Origin of the sequence: Acidocella sp. MX-AZ03, from assembly GCF_027626035.1 — a bacterium.
Taxonomy (GTDB): domain Bacteria; phylum Pseudomonadota; class Alphaproteobacteria; order Acetobacterales; family Acetobacteraceae; genus Acidocella; species Acidocella facilis.
In genome coordinates this window covers 3,493,036-3,517,909 of record NZ_CP110774.1, presented here as the reverse complement: position 1 = coordinate 3,517,909, position 24,874 = coordinate 3,493,036, and the positions used below count along the sequence as shown (strand labels likewise).

Below are 24,874 nucleotides of genomic sequence, written 5' to 3'. Positions count from 1 at the left end.
ATGGGGGCTTTTTACAAAAAGCCCCCATGTCTCCTCACCGCTTTTTAAGAGGCGGCACCGAAAATTTTTTCGATTATGTCATTCAGCCAGGCGATGCGTCACCTGGCCGTCGCTCAATGTCAGCCGAAACGGCGCCGTCCCCAGCTCATCGACACCGGCATTGAGCGGATCGACCGAAAATCCGGTCAGATCCGCGTCATAGCCCGGCAGCACCGCGCCCAGCCTGGTCTCCTCCTGCACCACATAGGCGGTATGGCGGGTCAAACCGGCCAGCGCCGCGGCGCGCGAGAGGGTTTGCTCCGCGCCCACCGGCGCCAGCGCCCGCCCCGGCAGGCGGCGCGCCACCGCGCAGGCCAGGATCTCACGCGCATCATAGGGGGCGATCGGCCAATCAGAGCCGAGCACCAGGGGCACACCGGTCGCGGCGATGTCGGCGGTGCGCCATCCGCGCGCCGCGCGCACCGGCCCAGACGCTGCGACCACGGATCGCTCAGATCAGCGCTGGCATAGCGCACCGCGTGGGAAGGCTGCATCGAGGGCAACACCTGCAACGAAGCGAACCGGCCGATATCCTCATCCGGCAGGGTTTCGATATGCTCCACCCGGTGGCGCGCCGCCGCGCGGATCGGGGGCGGCAGGCTGGCCAGCGTATCCAGCACATGCCGCACCGCCTTGTCGCCGATCGCATGGGTGGCGGTATGCACCCCCCGCTCGCCGAAAAACCGCACCGCCTCGCTATAAGCCTCCGGGGAGGGCCAATGCGGCCCGGTGGAGCCGCCCTGCGTGTCCGGCTCATGCAGCCAGGCGGTGCCGGCATCGATGGTGCCGTCGATGAAGAATTTCGCCCCGCAGACCCGCCAGAGCCGGCCGGCGCGGCTCTGCAAGGCCAGAACCGCCTCCAGCTCCGCGCGCGTGGCGCCGGGATTCACCCAGGGCAGAATATGAAAGCGCAAGGGCAGCTTGGCTTGCGCCTCCAGTGCGGCAAAACAATCCAGGCTGTCGCCATTGGCGTCCATCACATGCATGCCGGTCAGGCCGGCGGCGGCCATCCGCTCGAACAAGGCGCGCATCGAGGCCAGGCGTGCCGCCTGCTCCAGGCGCGGCAGCACGGCGCGGACCAGCTCCACCGCCTCCGTCTCCAGCAAGGTGCCGGTGGGGCGGCCCGCCGCATCGCAGAGAATATCCGCCCCGCTGGCAAAGCCGCGCGGCCCGGTGATGCCGGCCCGGGCCAGCGCCGCGCGGCTGACCATGGCGCCATGATAATCGAAGAACAGCAGAAACACCGGCCGGCCGCCGGCCGCCGCCTCCAGCTCGTCCGCCGGATGGCCGGCTTGCGCCAGCAGCGAGGGGTCCAGCCCGTGGCCCTGCAGCCAGGCATCCGGCGGCAGGGCGGAAGCGGCTTGCGCCAGGGCGGCGCGCAGCTGCCCCATATCGCGCACCTCGGCCAGATCCAGCCCGATCTGCAGATCATGCCCCTGGATCGGGTGGGCATGGCCATCGACCAGGCCGGGGGTCAGATAGCCGCCGGCCAGATCGATCGTCTCGGTCCCCGGGCCGCGCCAGGCCGCCATCTCCGCCGCCCGCCCGAGCGCGCAAATCTTGCCGCCGGCCAGCGCCAGGCAATCCGCATCCTCGCGCCAGCCCAGCCCATCGGGGCGCAATATGTGGCTATTACGAATTATGATATCCGCGAAGCTGGTCATTACGCTTCATCCTCCGGGACGACATAGCCAAGCCGGTCGATCGCAGTTCCCCGCGTGGCTAATTTGTAGATTGTGGCGGCGAGCGCGAGCACGAAAATGCCGCCGATATAAATCCAGAACCGGTTGGCCGGCGGCGGTTGATAGGGCGAGACCGCCTGGTAGAGCCCGTTGCCGATGGTGACGACGCCGATCAGGGCCGGCAGGACATGCCGGAACAGCCCAAACCGCGTCCGGTCCGTCCGCCAGATGAACACGGGGCAGAGCAAGGCCATCAGGAAATAACCAACCGTGATCGGCGCGGCGCCGATGCCGGCCAGATAGCCGGTGCCGGTGACCGCATCGCCGTTGAACAGGAAATAGGCGGCGATCACGAAAAAGCCGATCAGCAGGTTCCAGATCAAAACCGACATCACGGGGACGCGGGAGATGGCGCTCACCCGCGCGAAGGGGGCTGGCAGCAAGCCGCCACGCGCGGCGGCATAGGTCCAGCGGGAAACCGCCGTCACCGCCGCGATATAGGAGCCGATGGCGCTGGTCAGGCCGATGAACACCATCACCCAATGGAACCAGGGCATGTAATGGTCGGTGAGCTCAATGAAGGGCGCCGCATTGGTGGGGTCGGCAAGGCGGGTCATGCCGGGGCCGGCCCCATGCCAGGCGGCATAGCCGGACACCGCCGCCCAGGTGACCAGAATATACAGCACGCCGATCATGGCGATGGAGCCGATCACCGCGATCGGCACGTTGCGGCGCGGATGGCGCAGCTCCTCGCCCAGGCTGCCGGAATTCTCCCAGCCGACATAGCTGAACAAGGCGGCGGTGAAGACGATGCCGTTGAGCCCGGCGAACCCGCCCGGCATGCCCCCCGCCGGATGCAATGGCGCGGCCAGGGCCGGACCGGACTGCGCCAGCACGACGATGGAAAACAGCACCAGCCCCACCGCCTCGACCAGGAACAGCACGAAGGCGACATGGGTTGAGGCGGCGATGCCGCGCAGCAAGACCGGCACGCTGAGGACGATCCCCGCCAGGGCGATGATCAGCCACCAGATGTTCGGCAAACCCAGCGCCGTCTGCACCCAGGAGCCCAGAAATACCGAGACCGAGGCCAGGGTGATCGGCCCGCCGAGAATGCCGAGATAGAAGGTCATGGCGCTGGTGAAGCGGCCATAGCCGGGGCGGATGGCGTTGCCGCCATGATAGATGAAGCCGATGAAGCTGCCGGCACTCGGCACCCGCACGGCGAATTCCGAGAGATTCCAGCCGGTGGCGGCGATGGCGAAGCCGGTGATGAGGAAGGTCCAGGGCGTGAAGCTGCCCATGAAGGCGGCGATCAGCCCAATCAGCGAGAAAATCGCCTCCGCGGGCGCGATATTCGCCAAGGTCGAGGCGAAGGCTTCCGCCAGGCCGATGGCGCCGCGCTTCAGCCCGGCATCGGATGTTGCAATCAGGATGGAGGGAGCCCCCGGCTCGACCTGCTCGATTATTTCACTCATGAACCCCGCCTCATTGTTATGTTTCCACGGATCAGAGGCCAAGCCTAACGCCGCCTGGCGCCGGGGGGAGCGGGAGGCCGCGCCAAAAACTTGTCAAAACACGCCAGCCTCCCCAGCCTCCATATTGCGTTTGCGCGCCGGGGGATAAGACGAAGGACCGGGAGAAAACACCATCCGCGGTTTACCGCAGGAAGGAATGATAAATTGTCCGCACCAAAACCAGCCGAATCGCGGATCCGCGCGATCACCTTGCAACCTTTCATGGAACACCCTCAGGTGCCGCCGGAATTGCGCCGGGCGCTGCTCGCGCGATATGGCATTGACCCTGCCATGATCAGCGACCCTTATCGTTGGATCAAGCTGGAAACCCCTCCTTATTGATCGAGCAGGCGGCGGCGCTGATTGGTGATCCTTGCCTGGGGGCGCGGATCGGGATGACCTATAAGGCGGAGCAGGCCGGGCCATTTGGCGCGCTGTTCAGCGCCAGTTCCAGCCTCGCGGATGTTTTCGCCCATTTTCCGAAATTCGCGCCGCTGATCCAGAGCCATACGCAGATGCGGGTGGAACAGCGCGACGGGCTGTGCGTGCTGAGCTACAGAATTCACGACCCCGCCGTGCCGATGCGCTGCCAGGATACCGAAATGACCACCGCCAGCGCGATCAGCTTCATCCGTGGTTTTCTGTCGCGCAACTGGAGCCCGCTGGAGGTGCAATTCGCCCATGCCGGCCAGGGGCGGGAGGCGGCCTTGCGGCAGATTTTCCGCGCGCCGGTGCATTTCGGCCTCTCGGAGAGCCGTATCATCATCGCCGCCGCCGACGTCACCCGCGCCAACCCGCTGGCCACCCCTTCCTTGCGGCCGGTGGTGTTGCGGCATCTGGAGGATTTGCTGGCGCGCGAAAGCCAGCCTTGCAGCCTGGGCGAGAGCCTGCGCGAGACGATCCGGCATTTGCTCGGGCGCGGGCCGGTGACGCTGCAGGATGTTGCCCTGGAGCTGGGATTTTCCGTGCGCACGCTGCAAAGGCGGCTGCAGGATGAGCGGCTGAATTTCCGCCTGTTGCTGGAGGAGGAGCGGCGCGGCATCGCCGAAACCATGCTGGATAATCCCGGCTTGCCGATGAAGCAGATCGCCGCGCGGCTCGGCTATAGCGAACTTTCCGGCTTCTCGCGCGCCTGCCGCGGCTGGACCGGCAAATCGCCCCGCGCCATGCGCCAGGCCGCGCAGCCCGGGCTGTAAGGTCCGCCTCTGGAAACGGGCAGCCTATCCGGGCAGCAGCGCCGACGCCGCGATGAAGCGGAGCAGATTGGACCAATATCGGTCGATCATGGCGCCGACCTCATGCGTTGAGGCCGGCTGTTGATCGCGTTTCGGTGCGCCGCCGCAACGCCTTCATGCGTTGCTGAAAACGCCTTCCTCCGTCAGAGAATTTCAAAAATCTTGATCAGGACATGATCGTGCCGGAAGGCGCCGCTGCCGATGAAGAGGCGCTCGCTCAGCCAGCCATGCGGCCCTTCCGGCGCTTCGAAGCGAGGCGCGCAGCGGAAATAATAGGCGGCCTCATCGACGCTCTCGCCCGCATCCAAACGCCGCAGCAGCGCCGCATCGGCGATGAACAGGCCTTGATTGCGGATATAGATCGGCGTGCCGTCCTCGGTCTGCAGCACGTAATGGGCGTCCAGCACCGAGCAGCCATTCGCGCGCACCCATTCATAATCCGCCCCGCCGGGCAGCACGCGCCCTTGCAGGCGCGGCCCGCGTACCCATCCGCCAGTAATCGGGTTGATGCGCCTATGCCCGTGGCGGCCGGGTCCGCCATCCAGCGGGGGGGCGAGCGCGGCGTTGATCTCGAAAGCGAATTCCAGGCGTGGATCGTTCATCAGTCCAGGTATCCTTGTGGTGAAGTTTACAAAGACATGCGGCGGGGCCGGCATGCGGCCCCGCCGGTGCGGCCCGTGTGAGTCGGATTTTGTTTGAGCGCGCGGCTTGATCCGATCAAACGACGAGGTTTGACCGGATGGTGCTCAAAACAAAATCCCCGCCTCAAGCAGGCCCTGCACCACGTCGCGCCCCCCGGCCTGATTGCCGAAGGCGCCAATCTGCCCGTTGCCGGCATAGGAGCCGTTGAGCAGATGCATGTAGCCGGCGGAGGCGCGGATGAAGAGATCCTTATGCTGCCAGCTTGGGGTGATGGCGAAGCCCGCCCCGCGCGCGCCTGGCGCGATGAACCATGTATCCGGCCCGTTGCTGGTGAAATATTCCGCAAATCCACCGATCTCGTACGGCGTGTTGGCAATCGGGTAATCCGCGAACAGGGCGGCGCCGAACATGCTGGAGAATTTGCCCATCGCGGCGGAGCCTGGCTGGACCAGCCGCGCATCCGCCTTGGCATATTGATACTGGATTTCCGGGGTAAGGCTCAGCGCGCCGTCGCTGAATGTATAATAGGCGCCGAACATCTGCGAATTGGCATAGTTCGCGCCGAAGGTGCCAACCGTGGCGAAATGCGCGGGATCTCCATAAGAGCCGGTGCCAGCATAGGTTTTCGCGTTCAGCCCCACCCGCCCGAGCGCCCCCGCATAATAGGCGGCGATGGATTGCCCGTGCGGCAGCTGGTAGGTGGCCACCGCCTGCACCGTGTTGAACACCCCCGTCTCGTAGCCATCCCCCAGGCGATCGTGGCATTCAGCGCCTTGCTGGCATAATTCAGCTCGGCGCCACGAAACATCGCGCTTTGGGTATAAAACAGCGCGCTGGTGAACAGATTGGAATTATACCAGTCCGTGCCGGCTTCGAATCCCTCCAGCGAGATCAGCTGTCCGGCGGAGAGTGTCACCGGGCTACCCGGCGGGGCAATGGTCAGATAGCCGTAATAAAGCGGTCCCGTCGCCAAGCTGTTGACGCTGGCCTGAATCGGCGCGCTGCCCAGCGGCATGGCGCCGGTATTGGCCCCGATGGCGAGGTTGAACTGCACCAGCCCGGCCGGTTTCTGCAGCTCGATCAACGCGTTCGCCAGCCTGGTGCCGGTGATGTTGTTGCCGTTAAAGGCCGCGTGGCTGGTGCCGCTCTGCACGAAGCCATACCCATCCGCGCCCCCGGAAAGAGTGAGATTTCCCAGCCAGGCGCCGTCAATTTCGATACCCGCCGGGGGGTGAGCGCCATCGCGCCACCGGCCATTGCCAGCCAGCCGCAAAGCCCGGCCACGCCAACCTTGTATAAATCCATTTTCGAGGCTCCCATTCTTTTCGTGCGCGGGATCTATCCGCGCTTTGTTTCGCTGAGGGCGGTGGGATGCGTCCCACTGCAGCGTGCAGAATGGCAGGGGCATGACGCGGGAATGAACACCGGCGCATGCCAAATTCTTGTCAAACAGCGCCAAACGCGCTGATCCTCCGCCCAGCTTTGTTTTGGCGGAATTTTTATGTGTTGATCGTGACGCTGCCGCGCCCGGCCAAACACGCGCTGCGCGCATTATCACCCGGCCGCGCCGTTGGGCGGCCGGGTGATGATGTCAAGGATTGTCGCCGGCTCAGGATTCGGCAGGCAGCAAGCCCATCGCCTGGCGTTCGAACAAGCGCCGATAGATGCCGCCCTCACGCGTCAGCAGCGCCTCGTGCGGCCCTTCCTCCGCCAGCCGGCCGCGATCGAACACCAGGATCCGATCCAGTGCGCGCACGGTGGAGAGGCGATGCGCGATGACGATGACGGTGCGGCCGGTCATCAGCCGTTCCATCGCTTCCTGAATCAAAGCCTCGGATTCGGAATCCAAGCTGGCCGTCGCCTCGTCCAGAATCAGGATCGGCGCATTCGCCAGGAAGGCGCGGGCGATGGCGACGCGCTGGCGCTCACCGCCGGAGAGCTTCACCCCGCGCTCGCCGACCAGGGTCTGGTAGCCGCGGGGCAGCCGGGCGATGAACTCATGCGCGTTGGCGAGCCAGGCGGCCTGCTCGATCTCCGCCAGGCTGGCGCCGGGCCGGGCATAGGCGATGTTATCCGCCAGCGAGCGATGAAACAGGATCGGCTCCTGCGCCACGATGGCGAGATTGGCGCGCAGGCTGGCCTGACGCACGGCGCGTATATCCTGCCCGTCGATCCTGATCGCGCCGGCGCTGACATCGTGCAGGCGCTGCAACAGCTTGACGAAGCTGGTCTTGCCCGAGCCGGAATGGCCGACCAGCCCGACACGCTCGCCCGCCGCGATGCGCAAGGAAAAATCCTCGAAAAACGGCAAGGCGTGCGGCCCGTAGCGGAACCCGACACGATCGAAAACGATCTCGCCATTGCCGATGCGGATGGGCCGCGCGTCGGGCGCATCCTCCACCCCCAGCCCTTGGCTGTGCAGCGCCACCAGCTCCTCCATATCGTTGACGCCGCGCTGCAGATTCGAGATGTGAAAGCCGATATCGCGCAGATAGCCGTGGATGACGAAGTAGGCGGTGAGCACCGTCGCGATGTCGCCGGGCGAGGCGCGGCCGCTCCACCAGAGCCAGACCGCGAGCGAGGTGACGCCGGTGCGCAGCAGCAGCAGCGCCACGCCCTGGATGGTGCCGGAATTGGTGCCGCGGATCCAGGTGCGGCGGGTGCGCGCGGCCCATTTCGCCAGCACACCGCGCAGAATTTCGTCCTCACGGGCTTCCGCGCCGAAGGCCTTCACCACCGCGTTGCAGGAAATCGCATCCGCGAGGGCGCCGCCGACCCTTGTATCCCAGCGATTGGAGAGTTGCGCCGCAGGCGCCACCCAGCCAACCGAGAGCGAGGTGGCCAGCACGATATAAAGCAAGGCGCCGCCGGCCAGCAGCCCGCCCATCACCGGCCAGCGCCAGCCTAGCACCGCGGCAGTGCCCCCAGCACGCACAAGGCCGGCAGCAGCGCCACCAGCAGCGTATCGTTCAGCATGTCGATCGCCCACATGCCGCGGGTGATCTTGCGCTGGACCGAGCCGGCGAAGCTGTTGGCGTGCCAGTCCGATGAGAAACGCTGCACGCGGTTAAAGGCCTCCTGCGCGGATTCAGCCATGTTGCGTAGGCTGAGCGCGACCACGCCGCGAAACACGATATTGCGCAGCAGCGTCTGCGAGGCGCCGAGCCCGGCCATGATGCCGACCGTCACCAGCGCCGCGTGCGCTTCGCGCAGGCGCGGCCCGGTGGCGGCGACATCGGTGACCAGCTTGCCGGCGAAAAGCGGCATCAGCACGTCCGTCAGCGTCGCGCCGATCATCGCCGCGACGATCATCGCGACGAGCCAGGCATGGCGGCGCCACAGACGCAGCAGAAATAACAGCACGCGGCCCATCGGGCGCGCGGAATTCTTATCGATGAGAGACACGGTTGCTCCCGGCCCTGAACGGACCGGCCTTCCGGCTGAATGAAATGAAAAAGAGAAAAAGGGCGGAGAAAAAGGCCGGCTATACGCCGGCGCGCGCGCCATGGGCGGAGGGATAGAGAATAAATGATTTCATCAGCCCCTCCTTTAAAAAATTCAAACGGGTTCGGTTGAGTAGCAGCGGGACACCGGCACTGTCCAGGATTTTTTTGCACCGCAACTAAATTTTTCCGGCGCCGTTGGTTTCAAAAAAGCCGAGGCAAAAATTGCAATAAATCTGAAACCACATATTTGGATTAAAATGTCGCGCGCGCCGCTGCCCGCGACCGATGATTTTTTCCGGCCGATGATCGACGGAATCATCCTCAAAACAACGTTAATTGGCCATGGCACTCTGCAACGTCGCGATGGCGGCGAGCAGCGTGGTGCGGGCCTGGATTTGCGACAGCGCCGCCTGCGCCGCCTGGGTCTGGGCGGTCAACACCGTGGTGTAATCCACCGCGCCCAGCCGGTATTGCGCGGCGGCGAGATGGTAGGCGCGATCCGCGGTTTGCGCGGCGGCGCTGGCGCGGGCCAGCGCGTCCTGGCCATTTTGCACCGCGCTCAACGCATCCGCCGCCTGGGCAAAGGCGTTGAGCACGGCGCCATGATAGGCGCTGAGCGCCCCGGCGAGCTGCGCTTGCGCCGCTTGCTTATGGGCGCGCAGCGTGCCGCCTTCGTAAAGCGGCGCCAGCAAATTGCCGGCGAGCAACCAGAAGGCCGAGCTGGTGTTGAACAGCGCGCTGGTAAGCTCGGCGGCATAGCCGCCCGTGGCCGAGAGGCTCAGATCCGGATACATATGCGCGACCGCGACGCCAAGCGCCGCGTGCTGCGCCGCCACCTGCGCCAGGGCGGCGCGGATATCCGGCCGGTTTTGCAGATAGGCGCTCGGCAACACCACCGGAATGTTCGCAGGCAACGCCAGCTCGGCGAGGCGCGGAACAGGCACTGTGAATGAGGCGGGCAGGCTCCCGGTGAGCACCGCCAGACGGTCGCGCTGCTGCTGCGCCTGGGTGCGCAGAGCCGGCAGGCTCGCCTGGGTGGCAAGGATGCTGCTCTGCTGCTGCAGGACATCGAGTTGCGGAATCGCGCCATCCGCATATTCGCCTTGCAGCAAGGTGAGCAGGCGCTGCTCACTGGCGATGATGCGGCTGGTGGTCTCGATCTGCGCCTCGTCCCCGCCAAAGCGATGGCGGCGGCGGCGATGTTGCCGGTGACGCTCTGGCGCGCCACGTCCAGCTCCGCCGCCTGGTAGGCGGCCAGCGCGGCGCCGTTGGCGAAGGTGAAATGCCGCGCCCCGAACAGCCCGGGATCGTAACTGATCTCGCCGGCCAGGGTGTAGATCGTATAAGGCGGATAGCCGTTCGGCCCGGTCGGGTAGGATTGCCGGGAGATGTCCGGATAACCGGATGGCCCCAGCACGAGCTGCGGCAGAAAGGCGCCATCGGCCGCCCGTGCATCGTCGCGCGCCGCCGCCAGGGCGGCGCCGGCCTGGGCGATATCGCTGTTGGCGCGCAGGCCGCTTTGCTCCAGCCGGTCCAAAGCGGGGTTGTCGAAGATTTGCCACCACGCGGTGGGCAGGGCGGCCACCTGCCCGCCCTGCCCGGCAGATAGGCGCTGACCTTCACCGTCACCTCCGGCGCCGGCAATTTCGGGGCGCATCCGGCCAGGGCCAGAGCGAGCAGCAGGAGGATGCGCTTAGCCCGCATGGCGCCGCCGGTGGAGCAGGCAATAGAGGGCCGGCACCGCGAACAAGGAGAGCAGGAAGCCCCCGCCCATGCCCGTCGCCAGCACTGCGCCGAGATCGTAGCGGATGGTGGCTTGCGGGCCGGAGGCCAGCAGCAGCGGCACCGCCCCGCCCAGCAGCGCCAGCGTGATCATCAGGATCGGCCGGAAGCGCAGCCGCGCCGCGCGCAGCGAAGCGGCGCGGGTGGGCAAGCCAAGCGCCGCGCCCTCATGCGCCACCTGCACGAACAAAATGCCCTGACGCGCGATCAGCCCCCAGACCGTCAGCAGCGCGATCTCGGTGACGATGTTCAATGTCGCCCCGCCCGCCAGGCACAAAATCAGCGGCCCCAAACTGGCCAGCGGCACGGTGGCGATGACCACGAACGGGTCGCGCAGGGAGCGGAATTGTGCTGCCAGCAGGAAGAACAGCCCGGCCAGGCCGAACGCGAACAGCTTGGCATTCTGCGCATTCGCCTCGCGATAGGTTTCCGACGGACCGCTATAGCCGAAGCTGAGATCGCGCGTGGGCTGCGCCGCGAAGGCGCGGCGCAGAGTCCCCAGCGCCCGGCTCATCGCCACCCCGGCATAGGGCTGCGCCTGGATATTGACGCTGGGCAGACCCTGCCAGGAGCCGAGCGCGTTCGGCAGCTCCTCCCCAACCAGCGATGCCACGGTGCCCAACGGCAGGCTGGTGCCCGCCGCCGTGGGCACCAGCAAGGCCAGCAAGGTGGCGGGCCGCAGCCGGTCGGGCAGCGCCAGCGTGACGTTCAACGCGTCGCCCCGCACCTCCACCTGGCCGAGCTGGGCATGCGAGAGCGCGGCGCTGACCACCTCGTCGATATCCGCCTCACGGATGCCGAGCCGGGCGGCGAGCAGCCGGTTGATCCGCAGCCGGTACTGATATTGCGGCTGGCCGGGCGAGATCTGCACGAAATCGAAATCGCCGCTGGCATAGGCGGCGCTTTGCATTTTGGCGGCGATGGCGAGCAGCCGCGCGGCGCTGGCCTGGCCGGAGATATTGACGGACACGGGCAGATCCTGCGCGCCGGGCAGGCCGGTATCTTGCGAGACATAGGCGGCCAGGCCCGGCAGGGCGGCGAGCGCGCCGGACAACCGGGCGACGGCCCGCGCCGCCTGGCCGGGTGTTGCGAAGGTGTAGCCGCCGAAAATCGCGTGCTGGGACTCCACCGCCACCAGCCAGTCCGGCATGCCGGGATAGAGCCGGTGCAGCAGCGCCTCCATGGTCAGCGCCTGGGCGTTGAGATAATCCTGCGAGGCGCCATTCGGCCCGGCGGCGTAGATATTCACATCCAGCCCATCGGGCGCGGGGTCGAGATTGCGCGGGGCGAATGCCGCCAGCACCGCGCAGCCTGCCACCGCCAGCAGCACCAGCGCCGCGACCAGCCCGGTTCTGTCCAGCAAGGGCGTGAGCCGGCGGACATAGGCATCGCGAAGTTTATCCAGCAGCCCAGCACCCGGCTTGTGCACATAAGTCCGGCTCGCCCACATCGCGATGCTGGGGACGATGCCCAGCGCCACCGCCAGCGAGACCAGGAAGGCCGAGATCAGTACCAGCGCGAACGGCCGGAACAAGGCGGCGGTGAGGCCGGAGAGAAAGCCCAGCGGCAGAAAGGCGACCACCAGCGTCGAGGAGATCGCCGCCAGCACCGGCGCGAGCCGGGTGATGGCCAGCTCCGCCGCCTCACGCGCCGGCGCGCCCTCGGCGGTGCGGCGGAAAATATCCTCGACGACGACGATGGCGTCATCCACCACCAACCCCACCGCCAGCACCAGCGCGATGATGGTGAAGAGATTGAAGCTCTGCCCGCAGACGCGCATCACCAGCCCGGCGCCGAGCAGGGACAGGAAGATGGCCAGGAACGGCGCCGCCGCCGCGCGCAGGCTGCCCAGCGCGGCGACGGTGATGGCGCCGACCAGCAGGATGGTGACCAGCAGCGTCATCGCCAGATCGCGCAGCGATTCCGAGACGCCGATCGATTGATCATAGCTGACGACGAGCTTGACCCCGGCGGCATCATCGGCTGCAGCGTGCCCACCAGCCGGCGCAGCTGCGCCGCGACCGTGATGATATTGCCGCCCGGCGCCACCCCGGCGGCGACGTAAACGCTCGGCACGCGGTCCCACCAGGCCATGCCGCCACTATCGGTAAAGCCGATCGCGGCCTTGGCGACATCGCCCAGCCGGGTGGTGCCGCCCGCCCCGGCTCCCAGCGGCAACGCCGCGAGAGCGCCCTGGCTGGTCAGATCGCCACCGGTATTCACCGGCATCGCGGCGGCGCCGTCGCGCAGCGTGCCGGCCGCGGCGACGGTGCTGGCCCGGCGAGGCTGCGCGCAACCTGCGCCGTGGTCAGGCCCTGCGCCAGCAGCCGCAGCGGATCGGCCGTGACCAGCAGCGCCGGGGGGGAGGAATAAAGCGTCACCGGGCCGATGCCCGGCACCGTCTCCAGACGCGGCACGATATTGCTGATGGTAAAGGCGGTGACCTCCGCCGCGCTCAGGCTCGGCGGAAACAGCACCGAGATGTTGAGTTCCTGATTGGCATTATCGTCACCGACGATTTTCAACGACGAGGGCTGCACCGCCGCCGGCAGATTATCCCGCGCGGCATTGGTGGCGGCGAGGATTTCCGCGAACACCGTATCCGCCACCGCGCCGGGGGCGAGGAAGGCGTTGATGTCGGCATTGCCCGGCTGGGTCGAGCCGGTGACATACTGCACCCCGGCAATGGCCGAGACCGCGTTTTCCAGCGGCAAGGTGACGAATTTATCCACCGTCGCCGCGTCGGCGCCGGGAAAATTGGTTGAGATATCGATATAGCGCGGCGGGATCACCGGGCTGGAGCGCACCGGCAGGCTGACCACGGAGGCCAGACCGAACAGCCCCAGCGCCGCCGCCGCCAGCCCGACCAGCACCGGCTGGCGCAGCAATTTCACCCAGATATTCAAGGCGTTTGCGGGCTCACGCGCTGGCCATCGGTAAGCCGGAAGCCGCCGAGTGCGACGATGCGCTGCCCGCTGCCGAGACCCGGCGCCTGAATGATGCTGTCATCCCCCACCCGGCCCAGGATTTTCACATAGAGGCTGTGCACCACGCTGCCGCCCTGGCCGGGCGAGAGCACGAAGACGTAAGGCCCCAGCATGGAATCAGTGAGCGCCGTGCTGGGCACCTGGAGCGCGGCAAGGGGCGCGCCGGTGGCGATCTCGACCACCCCATTCATGCCGGAGAGCAAGGACGGCGTCTCGCCATCCAGCCGCCCCTCGGCGGGCCGCGCATCGCTGGCGCCGTCAAGCGCCGGGCCCAAGGCCACCAGCCGCCCTGGCACGCTGAGTTGCGCGCCGCCGCCCAGCGGGGCGGTGAAGCGCAGCGCCTCACCCGGCGCCAGCCCGGCCTGCTCGGCCTGGGGGACGCTGAAATAGAGCTTGAGCGGCCCCGGCGCCGCCAGCGTCACCACGCTCTGCCCGGCCTGCAGATAATCGCCCGGGTCAATCTCGCGGATGCCGGCGATGCCGGCGAAGGGCGCGATGATCTCGCCCTGCGCCAGCGTCGCCTGGTCCAGCCGCAGCTGCGCCTGGTCCTCCGCCAGCACCGCCTGCGCCTGCTCCAGGGCGGATTGGCTGGCGCCGGAGATCGCCATCAGCTTTTCGGTGCGGGCGAGCGCGCGCGCGGCTTCGACCAGCTTCGCCTGGTCCAGCGCCAGCTGCGCCTGCTCGGGGCCACATCCAACACCACCAGCACCGCGCCGGCGGCAACCGCCTGGCCGGACTGGAAATTCACCTGGGTGACGACACCGCCGCGCCCTGGCGCCAGGACAGCCTGTTGCGCCGCCGCCAGATGCGCCGAAAACGTCGCCTGGTCGCGCCATTGCACTTTCATGGGCCGCGTGGTGGGCACAATGGTTTGCGCCGATGCCGCGCCGGGCAGCGCGGCGGCAAGGACCAGCCCGGAAAGAAAGATCACAACGCGAATGGAAAGCACCCCTGTCTGTCCATCGCCGCGCCGCAGACTCGGCGATGGTTTATATGTTTGTGCCGGACCGGTTGCGGACCGTGCAAGCCCGGACCGCAACCGCTTTATTCAAGATCCGTCGTGATTATCCGTGGCGATGCCGATATTGGTGATGCCGGCCTTGCGCACCAGATCCATCACGCTCATCAGCTGCTGCAGCTTGGTGCCCTTGTCCCCGGCGACGATCACATCGGTATCATGCCCGGCCTTCTCGCCTTCGAGATAGGTTTCCAGCTGGGAGTCGTCCATCACCTGGTCCTTCACATGCATCGCGCCTTGCTGGTCGATGATGATCACCACCTGGGTATGCGGCAAGGGCTGCGCCGTGGAGGCGCCGGGCAGATGCAGCGTGACACCCGAATCCGGGATCATGCGCAGCACGATCATCACGAAGAACACCAGCAGGAACATCATGATGTCGATCATCGGCACGATTTCGAGCCGGGGCTTCTCCCGCTCCAGCGGGTCGTGGCGGCGTCTGCGGGCCATGCGCTTAGCCCCCGCCGACAGGCGTACCGGACGCACCGGCTCGACCCGGGTCTCGCGACCTTGCATGCGGTTGATCAGCACCACCTTGATCAGCTCCAGCTGATGCATGATTTCACGCGACAAGGTGCTGTAGTAATTCACGAAATAAACCGCGATGATGGCGATGAGCAGGCCCGCGCCGGTGGAGACCAGCGCATCCGCGATGCCGCCAGTGACTTTCGAGGGACCGCCATTGGAGGAAAGCACGTTGAAGGCCTGGATCATGCCGACGATGGTGCCAAAGAGGCCAAGCAGCGGCGCGATGGTGACGGAGGTATCGAGCACCCAGAGCCGGCGCGTGATCTTCGGGCTGGCGGCGAGGATTTCCTCATCCAGCCGCAGATCCATGTCCTCGGCACTTTCGCCGCGAATGGCGATGGCGGTGCTGATCAGCCGGCTCTGCAGCGCATCGCTCGACGCCTCGACGATCGCCTGCAGCCCGTCCACATCGTTATCCGGAACCTTGCGCAGATTGCTGTGCGCATAGCGGCCCTGGCGCAGGATTTTCTTGAGGATATAAAACCGCTCCACCGCGACGGCGAGGGTGATGATCAGCAGCACCGGCATGATCGCCAGCAGGCCGCCGGTCAACATGACCAATCGAACAAATTCCAACATGATAAAAACTCCTAGGCTTGCATGGGTTGAAGTTGCGGGGCCGCGCCAATCAGCGCCCGCGTGTAGGCTGCGCGCGGCGCCGAGAGCAGCGCCGCGGTTTCGTTCATCTCGACGATCCGGCCGGCATTGAGCACGGCGATCCGGTCAGACATGTAGCTGACGACCGCGAAATCATGGCTGATGAGAATGTAGGACAGGGCATGCTTGAGGCTGAGATCCTTCAGCAGGTTCAGCAGCATCGCCTGGGTGGAGACATCGAGCGCCGAGGTCGGCTCATCGAGCACGATCAATTCCGGTTCCGCCGCCAGGGCGCGGGCGATGGCGATGCGCTGCGCCTGGCCGCCGGAGACATCGCCAGGATGGCGCGCCGCCATCTCGGGATTCAGGCCGACCTGGCCGAGCAGCGCCTCCACGCGCGCGCGGCGGGCGGCGTTGTTCAGGCCGCCGCGCAGCCGCAGCGGCTCGGCGATCACCTCGCCAATGGTCATGCGCGGATTCATGCTCTCCCGCGGATCCTGGAAAACAACCTGGATTTTCCGGCGCAAATCCCGCTTCGCGCGACCGGCCATGGCGTGGAAATCATGACCATCGAGCGCGACCTGGCCGTCATATTCGATCATTTGCAGCACCGCGCGGCCGAGGCTGGATTTGCCGGAGCCGCTCTCGCCGACCACGCCCAGACATTCGCCGCGCCCGAGCCTGAAGCTGACTTCGGCCAGCGACGGCGGCAGCCGGCGCGCCGCGCCGAACCAGCCGCCGGCACCGCGATAGCGCACGCCGAGATCCGTCACATCGAGCAGCGGCGCGAAGTTGCGCGCGGGGCGCGGGGCAAGGGTTTCAGCGAAGGCCGGCCTAGCGGTGCGCGGCAGCGGGTGAAAGCACGCGGCCAGCGTGGCCCCTTGCGCATCCGCCGGCGGGTAGGCGGTGGAACAAACCGCGCTGGCATAGGCGCAGCGCGGCGCGAACCGGCAGCCGGGCGGGCGCTGCTCCGGCTCGGGCAGATTGCCCGGAATATTGCGCAGCCGCGCCTGCCCCAGCCGCGCCACCGACCCCAGCAACGCCTCGGAATAAGGGTGACGCGGGTGCTGGAAAAACGCTGCCGCCGCCCCCCATTCCACCGAGCGCCCGGCATAGAGCACATGGATGGAGTCCGCATGCTCCTGCACCACCGAGAGATCATGCGTGACGAAGAGTACCGCCATGTCGCGCTCGCGGCGCAGCCGCGCGATCAAGGTCATGATCTGCTGCGCGATCAGCGGATCAAGCCCCGTGGTCGGTTCATCGGCGATCAGCAAATGCGGTGAGCAGGCCAGCGACATCGCGATCATCACGCGTTGGCGCATGCCGCCGGAAAACTGGTGCGGATAATCATTGAGCCGGTTTTTCGGATCGGGGATTCCGACTTCGTCCAAAAGCTCCAGCGCCCGGGCCCGGGCCTGCGCCGCGCTGCCGCCTTGATGGACCCGCCAGGCTTCGCCGATCTGCGCCGCGATGGTGCGGCTCGGGTTCAGCGCCGCGAGCGGATTCTGGAAGACCATGGCAACGGATTTGCCGCGGACCTGGCGCATGCGCGGCTCCACGGCGGCGGCGAGATTTTCGCCGTTCAGCAGAATTTCGCCGGTAATGGCGGCCCCTGGCGGCAAGAGACGCATGATGGCCAGGGCCGCGATGGTTTTACCGGAGCCGCTTTCGCCGACCAGCGCCTGCATTTCACCTGGCGCGATGCGCAGATTGAGCTGGTCGAGAATGGTCACATCGCGACCGCCGCGCTTCAGCGTGACGGATAAATTCTTGATCTCGAGCACGGCGTTCAACGCTTATTCCCCCAGATTTGCAACAGCCCCTGCCCCGTCAGCGACGCCGCCAGCAGCGCGCCGAAAATCAACAGGCCGGGCGGCAGGATCAGCCACCACGGATCGAGTGCCGCGATATCCAGCGCGCCTTGCAGCAAGCTGCCCCAGCTCTCCTGCGGCGGCTGCACGCCAAGCCCCAAAAAGGAAAGCGCGGAGGTTGCCAGAACCGAATCGCCAATCATGAAGGTGCCATTGACCACCAGGATCGGCGCGATCACGCGCAGCAGATGCACCCAGGCGAGGTAGGCTGACGACGCCCCGGATTGCCGGGCCGCCAGCATGAAGTCCCGGCCGCGCTGGGCCAACACCTCGTTGCGGACCAGCCGCGCCAGGCTCGGCCAGGAGATCAGGCCCAAGAGCAGGATGAGATTGAAATTGGATTGCGGCACCAGCGCCGCGAAGAACAGCAGCACGATGAGGCTGGGCAGCGCCAGCACCACATCGAGCAGGCGCATCAGCAAACGGTCGAGCCAGGCGGGGCCGAGACCGGAGAGGAAACCGTAGGTGACGCCGACAAAAAAAGCCAAGAGCGCCGCGGGCAGCGCCACGATCAAGGTGGTGAAGCCGCCGGAGAGCAGCAAGGCCAGCGCGTCCCGCCCCAGCTCATCCGTACCGAACAGGAACTGCCCGTTCGGCGCCTGCAAGGCGTGCGAAGGATGAATCGTGTAGGGGTTCACCGGATCGAGGAAGGGCGCCACGAAGCCGAGGAACAGGATCAACCCGCTCAGAACCAGGCCGGCCTTCAGCGTCGCGTTGCCGGCAAGCCGGCCGCCCAGCGACTTTGAGAGACTGAGCATCGCCGCCTCACTCATAGCTCGCCCTCGGATCCAGCAGGCCGTTGACGAGATCGGCCAGCAAATTGCCGAGCACGGTGAGCACGCCGATGACCAGGACAATCGCGATCAGGATCGGATAATCCTGCGACAAGGCCGAGCGCCACATGAGCCAGCCCAGGCCTGGATAGTTGAAAACGGATTCCACGATGACACCACCAGTGAAAATGTAGGGAAAGGAGAGTCCCAGGATGGTAATGAGGGGCCGCAGGGCATTGCGCATCACGTGCCGGAACAGAATCGACGTAAAGCTCACCCCTTTCGCCCGCGCCGTACGGACATAATCCTTCCCCAGCTCCTCATGCACCGCCTCGCCAAAATAGCGCGACAGGGAGGAGACGGTGAGCAGCGATACCGTGGTGACCGGCAGCACCAGATGCGCCGCGAAGCTGGCGATACCGGCGTGCGGATCGCGAAGATCGATGATACCGCTGGCGGGAAGCCAATGAACATCGACAGCGAACCAAAGGATCAGCATCGCGGCGACGAAAAAAGGCGGCAAAGCGTAGAAGCCGAGCTGGAACGCGCCGATCAGCTTAGCCGGCCAGCGGCCGAACCACACGCCCTGAATCAGCCCCAGAGCAATCGACAAGGCCGTACTGATGATAATGGAAACTGTATAGAAAACCAGGGTATTTCTCTCATATACCCAAAGCAGCTGTCCGACGGGGCGGTTGAGCAAATAGGAATAGCCAAGCTCGCCATGCAGCAAATGCCATATCCAGAGGCCGAACTGCTTGGGCAGGGGCTGGTCCAGCCCAAGGCGCTGGTTGAGCTGCGCCACCGATTCCGGCGTCGCTTTCTGCCCAAGGATTGAGTAGGCGGGGCCGCCGGGCGTGAGGTGCGCCAGAAAAAACACAAGTGCTACCAGGATGAACAGAGACAGGCAAGAGGACGCAAGGCGCCTGAGGATCATCTTCATCATCGCGCGGTCTTCCCTTGCGGTGCTTCGCAATATAATTTTTCGGGGTAGTAATTATAGAGCTGATCGACAAAACCTGCGGCGCCCTTGATCCGGTTATGGGCGAGCATCGCGACACCTTCGCGCTCCATGAAGAGTACCGGCTGCTGCGCGCTGGCGTAGGTCTCATAAGCGTAAAGGCCGCTTAGACCTGGTTGATTTGTGCTTTCATCGATCAGCTTGTCCATGGTTGGATCTGAATATCCACCTGAATTTTCAAAAGATCCCGTCTTGAAGCTGAGCTCGCCAGTAGGATAATCGCCAACGCCACCGCCCAATCCGGTCGCTTCCCAATCGGCATGTGGATCGTTCAGCAACGCCATAACCTGATTGAATTCCATTTCCCGTACCCGCATATCAATCCCGATCCGGCGCAGATAGGCCTGCGTCATCAGGGTGATCTGCTGCAGCAATACACTACCCGTGGTATCAAGGTAGGTGAATTCAAGCTTCTTTCCGTCTTTCTGCATGATTCCGTCAGCACCTGGGCTGTATCCCGCCTGCTCTAAAAGCTGCCGCGCATGTGCGGGGTCATAGCTTACCGGATAATGGCCAGCCTGCATCGCGGGTGTCAGGAATGTCGGTGGCTGCGTCGGAACGGGGCCCCAGTGCTCTGCACCTACGCCATGATCGATAAGCTGTATCATTTCCTGTTGATCAATCGCATCTTCCATGGCTTGGCGAACACGTACATCGCGGAAGAACGCCACCTTTGGATTGCGGAAATTCAGAAGCAAATCGTTATAGTCAAGCGGCATTGGAAGCCTGACCATATAAGCGCCAGGAACATGCTGCACGGCATTCCAGAGACCGAAGGGAATGTTGATCATATCCAGCTCGCCATCCTCAAATTGCTGGACAGTCTGGCCATCGGTATCCACGAATTTAAAAATAAATCTGTCGAAGTTTAGCTTCGCAAAGGGCCATTTTTGATTTGGGACCATTATCAGATCTTGCCCGACATGCAATGCCAGCGGTTTCAAAGGACCGTCCACGACCTGAAAAAACTTCACGTCGCTTTGGTGCTGATAGATTTCATCAGAGGTAAAATGTTTCCAGACATGTTCTGGCAAAGGCGACAGCTGGGACAAGCCGTTCATGATGAACCATTGCGGATTCACTTGCCGCTTCAGAACGACGCGGAACTCCTCGGGACCGATAATCTGCAACTGCTTGATGATATCGGGCATTCCCCACCACCGTAGCCCGCATATGTCGCGCCGAAGGCCTGGATCAAATGCCAAGTATAGGCAACATCGGCACTTGTCACCGGCACGCCATCAGACCAAACCCAAGGGCGCATCTTCACATCGAAACTTGTGCCCTGGTCCGGTGTCGTTACCGAGCTGGCAATGCTACGCGACCAGTCAATCTGAAGAGTCGCGCCGCTTATCCATAATAGCGGCTGAAACATCAAAGACGAGGCCTCCGCATTGTAAAGCGAATTCGTGAGCAGAGGGTTGAAGTTTGTGATATCCGCGCCAACACCAATGCCAATGCCGGTGGGGACAATGATGGTTCCACAATTTCCAGGAATTGAGCTTGATGTTCCGGCAATGGCCGGCGCATGCACGGCCAGCGCCACGGCGCCGGCGAGCAGATATTTCAATGCGCGGTGCAAAACAGCTTCTCCGGCGCCCACATACCTAGCGGGTTCATGAAATCCTGAACACCATGAACATTCTCTCTCGCAAGAACGGAATACTCCTCATTCGGCAAAAAGATCACCGGCTGTTGCGCCGAAGCATAATCCTGGTAGGCAAACAAAGCCTGCATGCCAGGCAGGTTGGTACTTTCGTCGATCAGTTGATCCATTGTTTTATCTGAATAACCATTATTGTTATAATAACCACCCGTTTTGAACAGATATTCTCCACTCGGGTAGGGCGACAGATCCTCCGCGATGAGGATGGCCTGCCAGCTTTGCGGCAGACTGACCATGGCTGTCAAAAGCTCGTTAAACTCGACCTGCTGCACTTTCATATCTATGCCAATTGCTTTCAGATCCTGCTGGATGAGCTCAGCGATTTCAATCCGTACATCCTGTCCGGCAGGAATCTGCAAAGTAAACTCCAGCCTCTGCCCGTCTTTCTGAAGAATACCATCCTTGCCCGGGGTGAAGCCGGCCGCCTTGAGCAGCATTCGCGCTTTCCCGGGGTTATATCCAACCGGATAATCGCCTTGCTTGGCCGATGGGGATAGAAAATTGGCGAGCACTGGCGGGACAGGATTATAGGTTTCAATACCGTGCCCATGAAAAGCGATCCGGATGATTTCTTTTTGGTTGATCGCGTCGGCCAGGGCCTGGCGGACACGGACATCCTTGAAGAATTCCGTTGATTTATTGAGCAGGTTCGGAATCAGCTCGTTCCAGGAATAGGAGGGCGGCATTGTCACCAGCCTTGTACCCGGCATTCCAGCGGCCTTGCTATAAAGATCGAACGGGACATTGCCCATATCTGTATCGCCAGATTGGACCGCCTGAAGCTCCTCGGACTCACTATTTTGAAACTTCATAAAAAATCGTTCAAAGTGCATTTTGGCGCCAGGGTAAAGCGGGTTCGGCACGAACTCCGCATATTGCCCGATCGCCAGCTTCTTTATTTTTAGCGGACCATCGACGACAGAAAAGAAGGCTGGATTCGATTGCTCATCCCAAATCTGATTATTTGTGTACTTTCCCCATATATGTTGCGGCAGCGGGGTGAATTGGGAAATGCCGTTGAGAATAAACCATTGCGGATTAACGGCAAGTTTGAGGACGATCCGCACATGCTCGGCATCCGGGGCCGTCATGCTCTGGATGAGCATCGGCACGCCGCCGCCACCATAGCTTGAATAATTCTGGCCGTAGCTCTGAATGAGCTTGTAGGTATAGAGAATATCGGCGCTGGTAACCGGAACACCATCTGACCATACCCAGGGCCGCAGCGTGATATCGAAGGTCTTGCCGTTATCGGGCGTGGATATTGAGCTTGCGATCGAACGTGCCCAGTCGATATCGTGATTGCGATTGATCCAGATGAGTTGCTCAAACATCATCCATATCGCCTCTTGATTATAAAGAGACGTTACGAAGAGCAGATTGAACGACGTTACATCCGCCCAGGGCCAATGCCCAGACCTGGCGGAATGACGATGGTGTGGCAGTCATTCTGAACGGCGCGCGCGGAAAATGGCATGGCGGCAAACCCAAGCATGCACGCGAAAACGAAGGCACGGACATTCATCACTATCATTTTTCGTTTTGGTCGGCATGCCAGGAGACGCATAAGCTTTAACTTCAAATTAGGCCGGAGGAGATCCCGGCGGCGAACCGCCGGGATCCTTGGTTCAGAACTTGGCGACAAGATCGAGCTGCAGGGAGCGCGGTGGGCCGATCAAGCCGGATTCATATTGCGGCAGGATCGAGTAGACACCACCCGATGCAAGCTCCGAGTTATACTTGTAGGTATAATAATGCACGTCGAAAATATTCAGCGCCGTGAAGATAACTTTCAGGCTCTTGATCCTGTGGGTATTCACCGGGATCTTGTAGCTCGCGTTGAAATTGAAGATGAAATTCGGATCGTTGGTATTTTGCAGATCCGTTGTCGTGGCGCCGGAGAGCATGCTTTGGGGATCGTTCGGCGTCAGAATATCATAGGTTTGATTTTCCCGGCCTGTATATTGCGCGGACAATTCCGCAGTCCACGGCCCCTTGTCATAATCCAGGGCGATATTGGCCAGGTAGGTTGGGGTGTTCGAGAATGGCGTACCCTTAAAGGCATAGCCAAACTGATCGTTGGCCAGGGTCACGAACTCGAAGGCGCTGTCGGTATAGTCGGTGTTATTATAGGAGAAGTTTCCGGAGAGCGTGACCGCCGGCGTCAGGCGTGCCTTGCCCGCGACCTCGACGCCGCGCACCAGAAAGCCGCCCTGGTTGGCGTAGTAGGAGGTGCCGGTGAGATAGTTTTCATAGAAGGAGAAGGCGTCGTTCACCTTTTGATAGAAATAGTCGGCGCTCAGATAAAGGTTGGGCGTATCATAGCGCAGCCCCGCCTCATACATATGCACGATTTCCGGGGTTGGCGCGGTTTCAGAGCCCGCAAGCGGATTTGAGCCCGAGCCGTAATCCGAGACAGGTGAGAACAGCGAGCCCTTGCCGTAGGTCGCATAAGGCGTCAGATGCAACGGTAGATCGTAAGAAATGCGATATAGGGTTCGCCGACTTTGGTGAAGTTCTGGTATTTCCCTGTGGCCGCGCTGAAATTCTGCTGCACGATGTTGCTGGTGTAGGCCGAGCTGACCCGGAAGGCCGGCTCGATATGCAGCTTGTTGTTGAGCAGATCGATCTTGTCCGAAATATAGCCGACATAGACGGAGCGCTGATAGCCGCCACCGAAAACGGAGGAATCATAGCCGTTGATCTGGTTCTGCTGCGCCAAATCGCCGCCGTAAATATATTGCGTCCCACTCGAAGTCTGCTTCGCGATCAGGCCGCCGATCGCGATCGTGTTGTGGGGCAGATGGATATTCAGCTGCGGCGTGAAACCGTAAGTGTTCCCCAATTATGGGTGAACTCAGACGATTCGCCGGCTTGCGGGCTGCCAAATGCCGCCGTTGGGTTGTAGTTGAAGGCGGAAGACTGGAAGTTCGATCCCGGCCCGACATCGCCGTAGAAATTATACGGGCATTGCACATTGACCGCGTAGGGCAGGCTGCCATCGGTCGTGGAGGGGGCGCAATAAGAATCAGTCTTCTGGTCCTGGTGGATATAGAATACCGAACCCTGGAAATCCAGATATTGGTTGATGTAGCTCTTATCGCTCAGGATCGTGGTCAGGAATTTTCCGGCCTGATTGTAATAGCCGAGATTGGTCGGGAAATTATAGTTCCAGCCATATTTGTCGATCAGCGCGGTCGGCGTCGGCTCACTTTGAATCGTGCCGTTACCCTGGTTGAAGATCACCAGCAACCCGACCTGGGTCAAGCCGTCGTCAAACGGCTTTACCGTATTGAACAGGAAATTATGATAATGCGCCGGAGTGTTGGCGACATAGCCGGCGGTTTCACTCTGATCATAAAGCAGCAGGGTCTTTGGCGCGTCGACGCCATCATACCATTTGCCGGTGTTGATGGTGAAACCGAAATGGGAGGTGTCGAAAGAGCCATAGCCCCCTTCGAGTTCAGCGTAGGGCTTGTCGGTCGGCGCCTTTGCCGTGTAGGCGATGGTGCCGCCGACGGTGCCGAAGCCTTGGCGCTCCGGCGGTGCCACGCCAGGATAGACCGTAGCTGAATCGATTTCCGGCAGCGTGATCGGCGCGCTGACATTGTTGGAGAGATAATCCCCAGCGCCACCCAACAGGCTGGTGATCGGCACGCCGTTCAGCGTTTCCGCCAGCTCGTCATTCTTCACACCACGAACGGCCAAAGTCGGCGCGCTCTGGCCGGGCCCCTGCGCGTAGGCGGTGACGGAAGGCGATTGTTTCAGCAAGGTCTGGATGGACCCCATGGTGGGGTTCACGCGTGCCACGCTCTTATCGTCGAGCACGGTGATGGAGCTGGGGAGATCCTTCTCCTTCAGAAGATTCTTCTTATAGAGGATGTGAACCTTTTGAATCTCGTACGCGCTGGAGCCGCTGGCGCTGCCAAGGCCCGGCACGATCACCGGATCTTCCGTCGTCGCGGCGCTCTGCGCATGCGCGACATGATCCATGGATGCGGCGCCGACAAAGCTGCACGCCGTAAACAGCAATAAATGCTTTCGAAGGTTGCTCGCCTTATTCTTCA

The 24,874-nt window shown here is 63.2% G+C and carries 22 protein-coding genes and 3 pseudogenes; 3 read left to right on the top strand and 22 right to left on the bottom strand.

The features are described from left to right. Positions 1–78: 78 nt before the first annotated feature. Together GT370_RS19410 and GT370_RS19405 are read right to left on the bottom strand one after the other, a co-directional pair. Positions 79–1,571 (bottom strand): annotated as a pseudogene (locus GT370_RS19410) (amidohydrolase). 131 nt (positions 1,572–1,702) lie between these two features. After that, on the bottom strand, positions 1,703–3,199 hold the full coding sequence (locus GT370_RS19405; protein ID WP_008495414.1) for an APC family permease: 1,497 nt from the start codon (positions 3,197–3,199) through the stop codon (positions 1,703–1,705). A 204-nt stretch (positions 3,200–3,403) separates the two neighbouring features. Here GT370_RS19405 and GT370_RS19400 point away from each other — a divergent pair, with 204 nt between their 5' ends. Both GT370_RS19400 and GT370_RS19395 read left to right on the top strand, forming a co-directional pair. Beyond that, the gene (locus GT370_RS19400; RefSeq protein WP_270183594.1) at positions 3,404–3,580 is read left to right on the top strand and encodes a hypothetical protein; all 177 of its coding nucleotides are present in this window, start codon (positions 3,404–3,406) and stop codon (positions 3,578–3,580) included. Then, entirely contained in the window at positions 3,577–4,434 is an 858-nt protein-coding gene (locus GT370_RS19395; protein ID WP_270183593.1) for an AraC family transcriptional regulator, read from the top strand. Before GT370_RS19400 ends, GT370_RS19395 begins: the two co-directional genes overlap by 4 nt. A 182-nt stretch (positions 4,435–4,616) precedes the next feature. Here GT370_RS19395 and GT370_RS19390 read toward each other — a convergent pair whose 3' ends face one another. From GT370_RS19390 to GT370_RS19380, 3 genes are all read right to left on the bottom strand, one after another. Then, positions 4,617–5,075 (bottom strand): DUF3237 domain-containing protein, encoded by a 459-nt coding sequence (locus GT370_RS19390; protein ID WP_008495412.1) that lies wholly within the window; start codon positions 5,073–5,075, stop codon positions 4,617–4,619. A gap of 144 nt (positions 5,076–5,219) precedes the next feature. Then, positions 5,220–5,843, bottom strand: a complete 624-nt coding sequence (locus GT370_RS19385; protein ID WP_270183592.1) for a hypothetical protein — start codon at positions 5,841–5,843, stop codon at positions 5,220–5,222. Then, positions 5,747–6,388 carry an outer membrane beta-barrel protein gene (locus GT370_RS19380; RefSeq protein WP_270183591.1) on the bottom strand — a complete coding sequence of 214 codons (642 nt, stop codon included), beginning with the start codon at positions 6,386–6,388 and terminating at the stop codon, positions 5,747–5,749. The genes GT370_RS19385 and GT370_RS19380 overlap by 97 nt, the downstream gene beginning before the upstream one ends. Between GT370_RS19380 and GT370_RS19375 the strand changes: the two genes are divergently transcribed. Continuing rightward, positions 6,347–6,583: a hypothetical protein gene (locus GT370_RS19375; RefSeq protein WP_270184446.1), complete on the top strand. Its 237-nt coding sequence runs from the start codon at positions 6,347–6,349 to the stop codon at positions 6,581–6,583. The two genes, GT370_RS19380 and GT370_RS19375, sit on opposite strands and share 42 nt — an antisense overlap. Before the next feature lie 141 nt (positions 6,584–6,724). Here the strand turns inward: GT370_RS19375 and GT370_RS19370 are convergent. From GT370_RS19370 to GT370_RS19285, 17 genes and pseudogenes are all read right to left on the bottom strand, one after another. Continuing rightward, positions 6,725–8,487: pseudogene (locus GT370_RS19370) on the bottom strand (ABC transporter ATP-binding protein). A gap of 406 nt (positions 8,488–8,893) precedes the next feature. Beyond that, complete coding sequence (locus GT370_RS19360) at positions 8,894–10,123, bottom strand: efflux transporter outer membrane subunit (RefSeq protein WP_270183588.1); 1,230 nt, start codon at positions 10,121–10,123, stop codon at positions 8,894–8,896. Between the two features lie 131 nt (positions 10,124–10,254). Further along, positions 10,255–11,493 (bottom strand): efflux RND transporter permease subunit, encoded by a 1,239-nt coding sequence (locus GT370_RS19355; protein WP_270184432.1) that lies wholly within the window; start codon positions 11,491–11,493, stop codon positions 10,255–10,257. 78 nt (positions 11,494–11,571) lie between these two features. After that, positions 11,572–12,572: pseudogene (locus GT370_RS19350) on the bottom strand (efflux RND transporter permease subunit); the annotation flags it as partial. Continuing rightward, positions 12,563–13,249: an efflux RND transporter permease subunit gene (locus tag GT370_RS19345; RefSeq protein WP_270183587.1), complete on the bottom strand. Its 687-nt coding sequence runs from the start codon at positions 13,247–13,249 to the stop codon at positions 12,563–12,565. The pseudogene GT370_RS19350 and the gene GT370_RS19345, both read right to left, overlap by 10 nt. After that, positions 13,246–13,980, bottom strand: coding sequence for an efflux RND transporter periplasmic adaptor subunit (locus GT370_RS19340; protein WP_270184431.1), 735 nt, complete (start codon positions 13,978–13,980; stop codon positions 13,246–13,248). The genes GT370_RS19345 and GT370_RS19340 overlap by 4 nt, the downstream gene beginning before the upstream one ends. Further along, positions 13,938–14,279, bottom strand: a complete 342-nt coding sequence (locus GT370_RS19335) for a hypothetical protein (RefSeq protein WP_270184445.1) — start codon at positions 14,277–14,279, stop codon at positions 13,938–13,940. The genes GT370_RS19340 and GT370_RS19335 overlap by 43 nt, the downstream gene beginning before the upstream one ends. A gap of 99 nt (positions 14,280–14,378) precedes the next feature. Beyond that, positions 14,379–15,455 (bottom strand): MotA/TolQ/ExbB proton channel family protein, encoded by a 1,077-nt coding sequence (locus GT370_RS19330; RefSeq protein ID WP_270183586.1) that lies wholly within the window; start codon positions 15,453–15,455, stop codon positions 14,379–14,381. A gap of 11 nt (positions 15,456–15,466) precedes the next feature. Then, entirely contained in the window at positions 15,467–17,260 is a 1,794-nt protein-coding gene (locus GT370_RS19325) for a dipeptide ABC transporter ATP-binding protein (protein WP_039885632.1), read from the bottom strand. A gap of 5 nt (positions 17,261–17,265) precedes the next feature. Then, positions 17,266–18,105, bottom strand: coding sequence for an ABC transporter permease (locus GT370_RS19320; RefSeq protein WP_240376702.1), 840 nt, complete (start codon positions 18,103–18,105; stop codon positions 17,266–17,268). 7 nt (positions 18,106–18,112) lie between these two features. Next, complete coding sequence (locus GT370_RS19315) at positions 18,113–19,066, bottom strand: ABC transporter permease (RefSeq protein ID WP_008495399.1); 954 nt, start codon at positions 19,064–19,066, stop codon at positions 18,113–18,115. Further along, positions 19,063–20,292 (bottom strand): ABC transporter substrate-binding protein, encoded by a 1,230-nt coding sequence (locus tag GT370_RS19310; protein WP_270183585.1) that lies wholly within the window; start codon positions 20,290–20,292, stop codon positions 19,063–19,065. The genes GT370_RS19315 and GT370_RS19310 overlap by 4 nt, the downstream gene beginning before the upstream one ends. Then, positions 20,232–20,711, bottom strand: coding sequence for a hypothetical protein (locus tag GT370_RS19305; RefSeq protein ID WP_270183584.1), 480 nt, complete (start codon positions 20,709–20,711; stop codon positions 20,232–20,234). The genes GT370_RS19310 and GT370_RS19305 overlap by 61 nt, the downstream gene beginning before the upstream one ends. Then, entirely contained in the window at positions 20,708–22,144 is a 1,437-nt protein-coding gene (locus tag GT370_RS19300; protein ID WP_051060398.1) for a peptide ABC transporter substrate-binding protein, read from the bottom strand. The genes GT370_RS19305 and GT370_RS19300 overlap by 4 nt, the downstream gene beginning before the upstream one ends. A 291-nt stretch (positions 22,145–22,435) precedes the next feature. Then, complete coding sequence (locus GT370_RS19295; protein WP_270183583.1) at positions 22,436–23,275, bottom strand: TonB-dependent receptor domain-containing protein; 840 nt, start codon at positions 23,273–23,275, stop codon at positions 22,436–22,438. After that, positions 23,266–23,652 (bottom strand): hypothetical protein, encoded by a 387-nt coding sequence (locus GT370_RS19290; RefSeq protein WP_270183582.1) that lies wholly within the window; start codon positions 23,650–23,652, stop codon positions 23,266–23,268. Before GT370_RS19290 ends, GT370_RS19295 begins: the two co-directional genes overlap by 10 nt. Beyond that, the gene (locus tag GT370_RS19285) at positions 23,619–24,800 is read right to left on the bottom strand and encodes a Plug domain-containing protein (protein ID WP_270183581.1); all 1,182 of its coding nucleotides are present in this window, start codon (positions 24,798–24,800) and stop codon (positions 23,619–23,621) included. The genes GT370_RS19290 and GT370_RS19285 overlap by 34 nt, the downstream gene beginning before the upstream one ends. Positions 24,801–24,874: the final 74 nt, after the last annotated feature.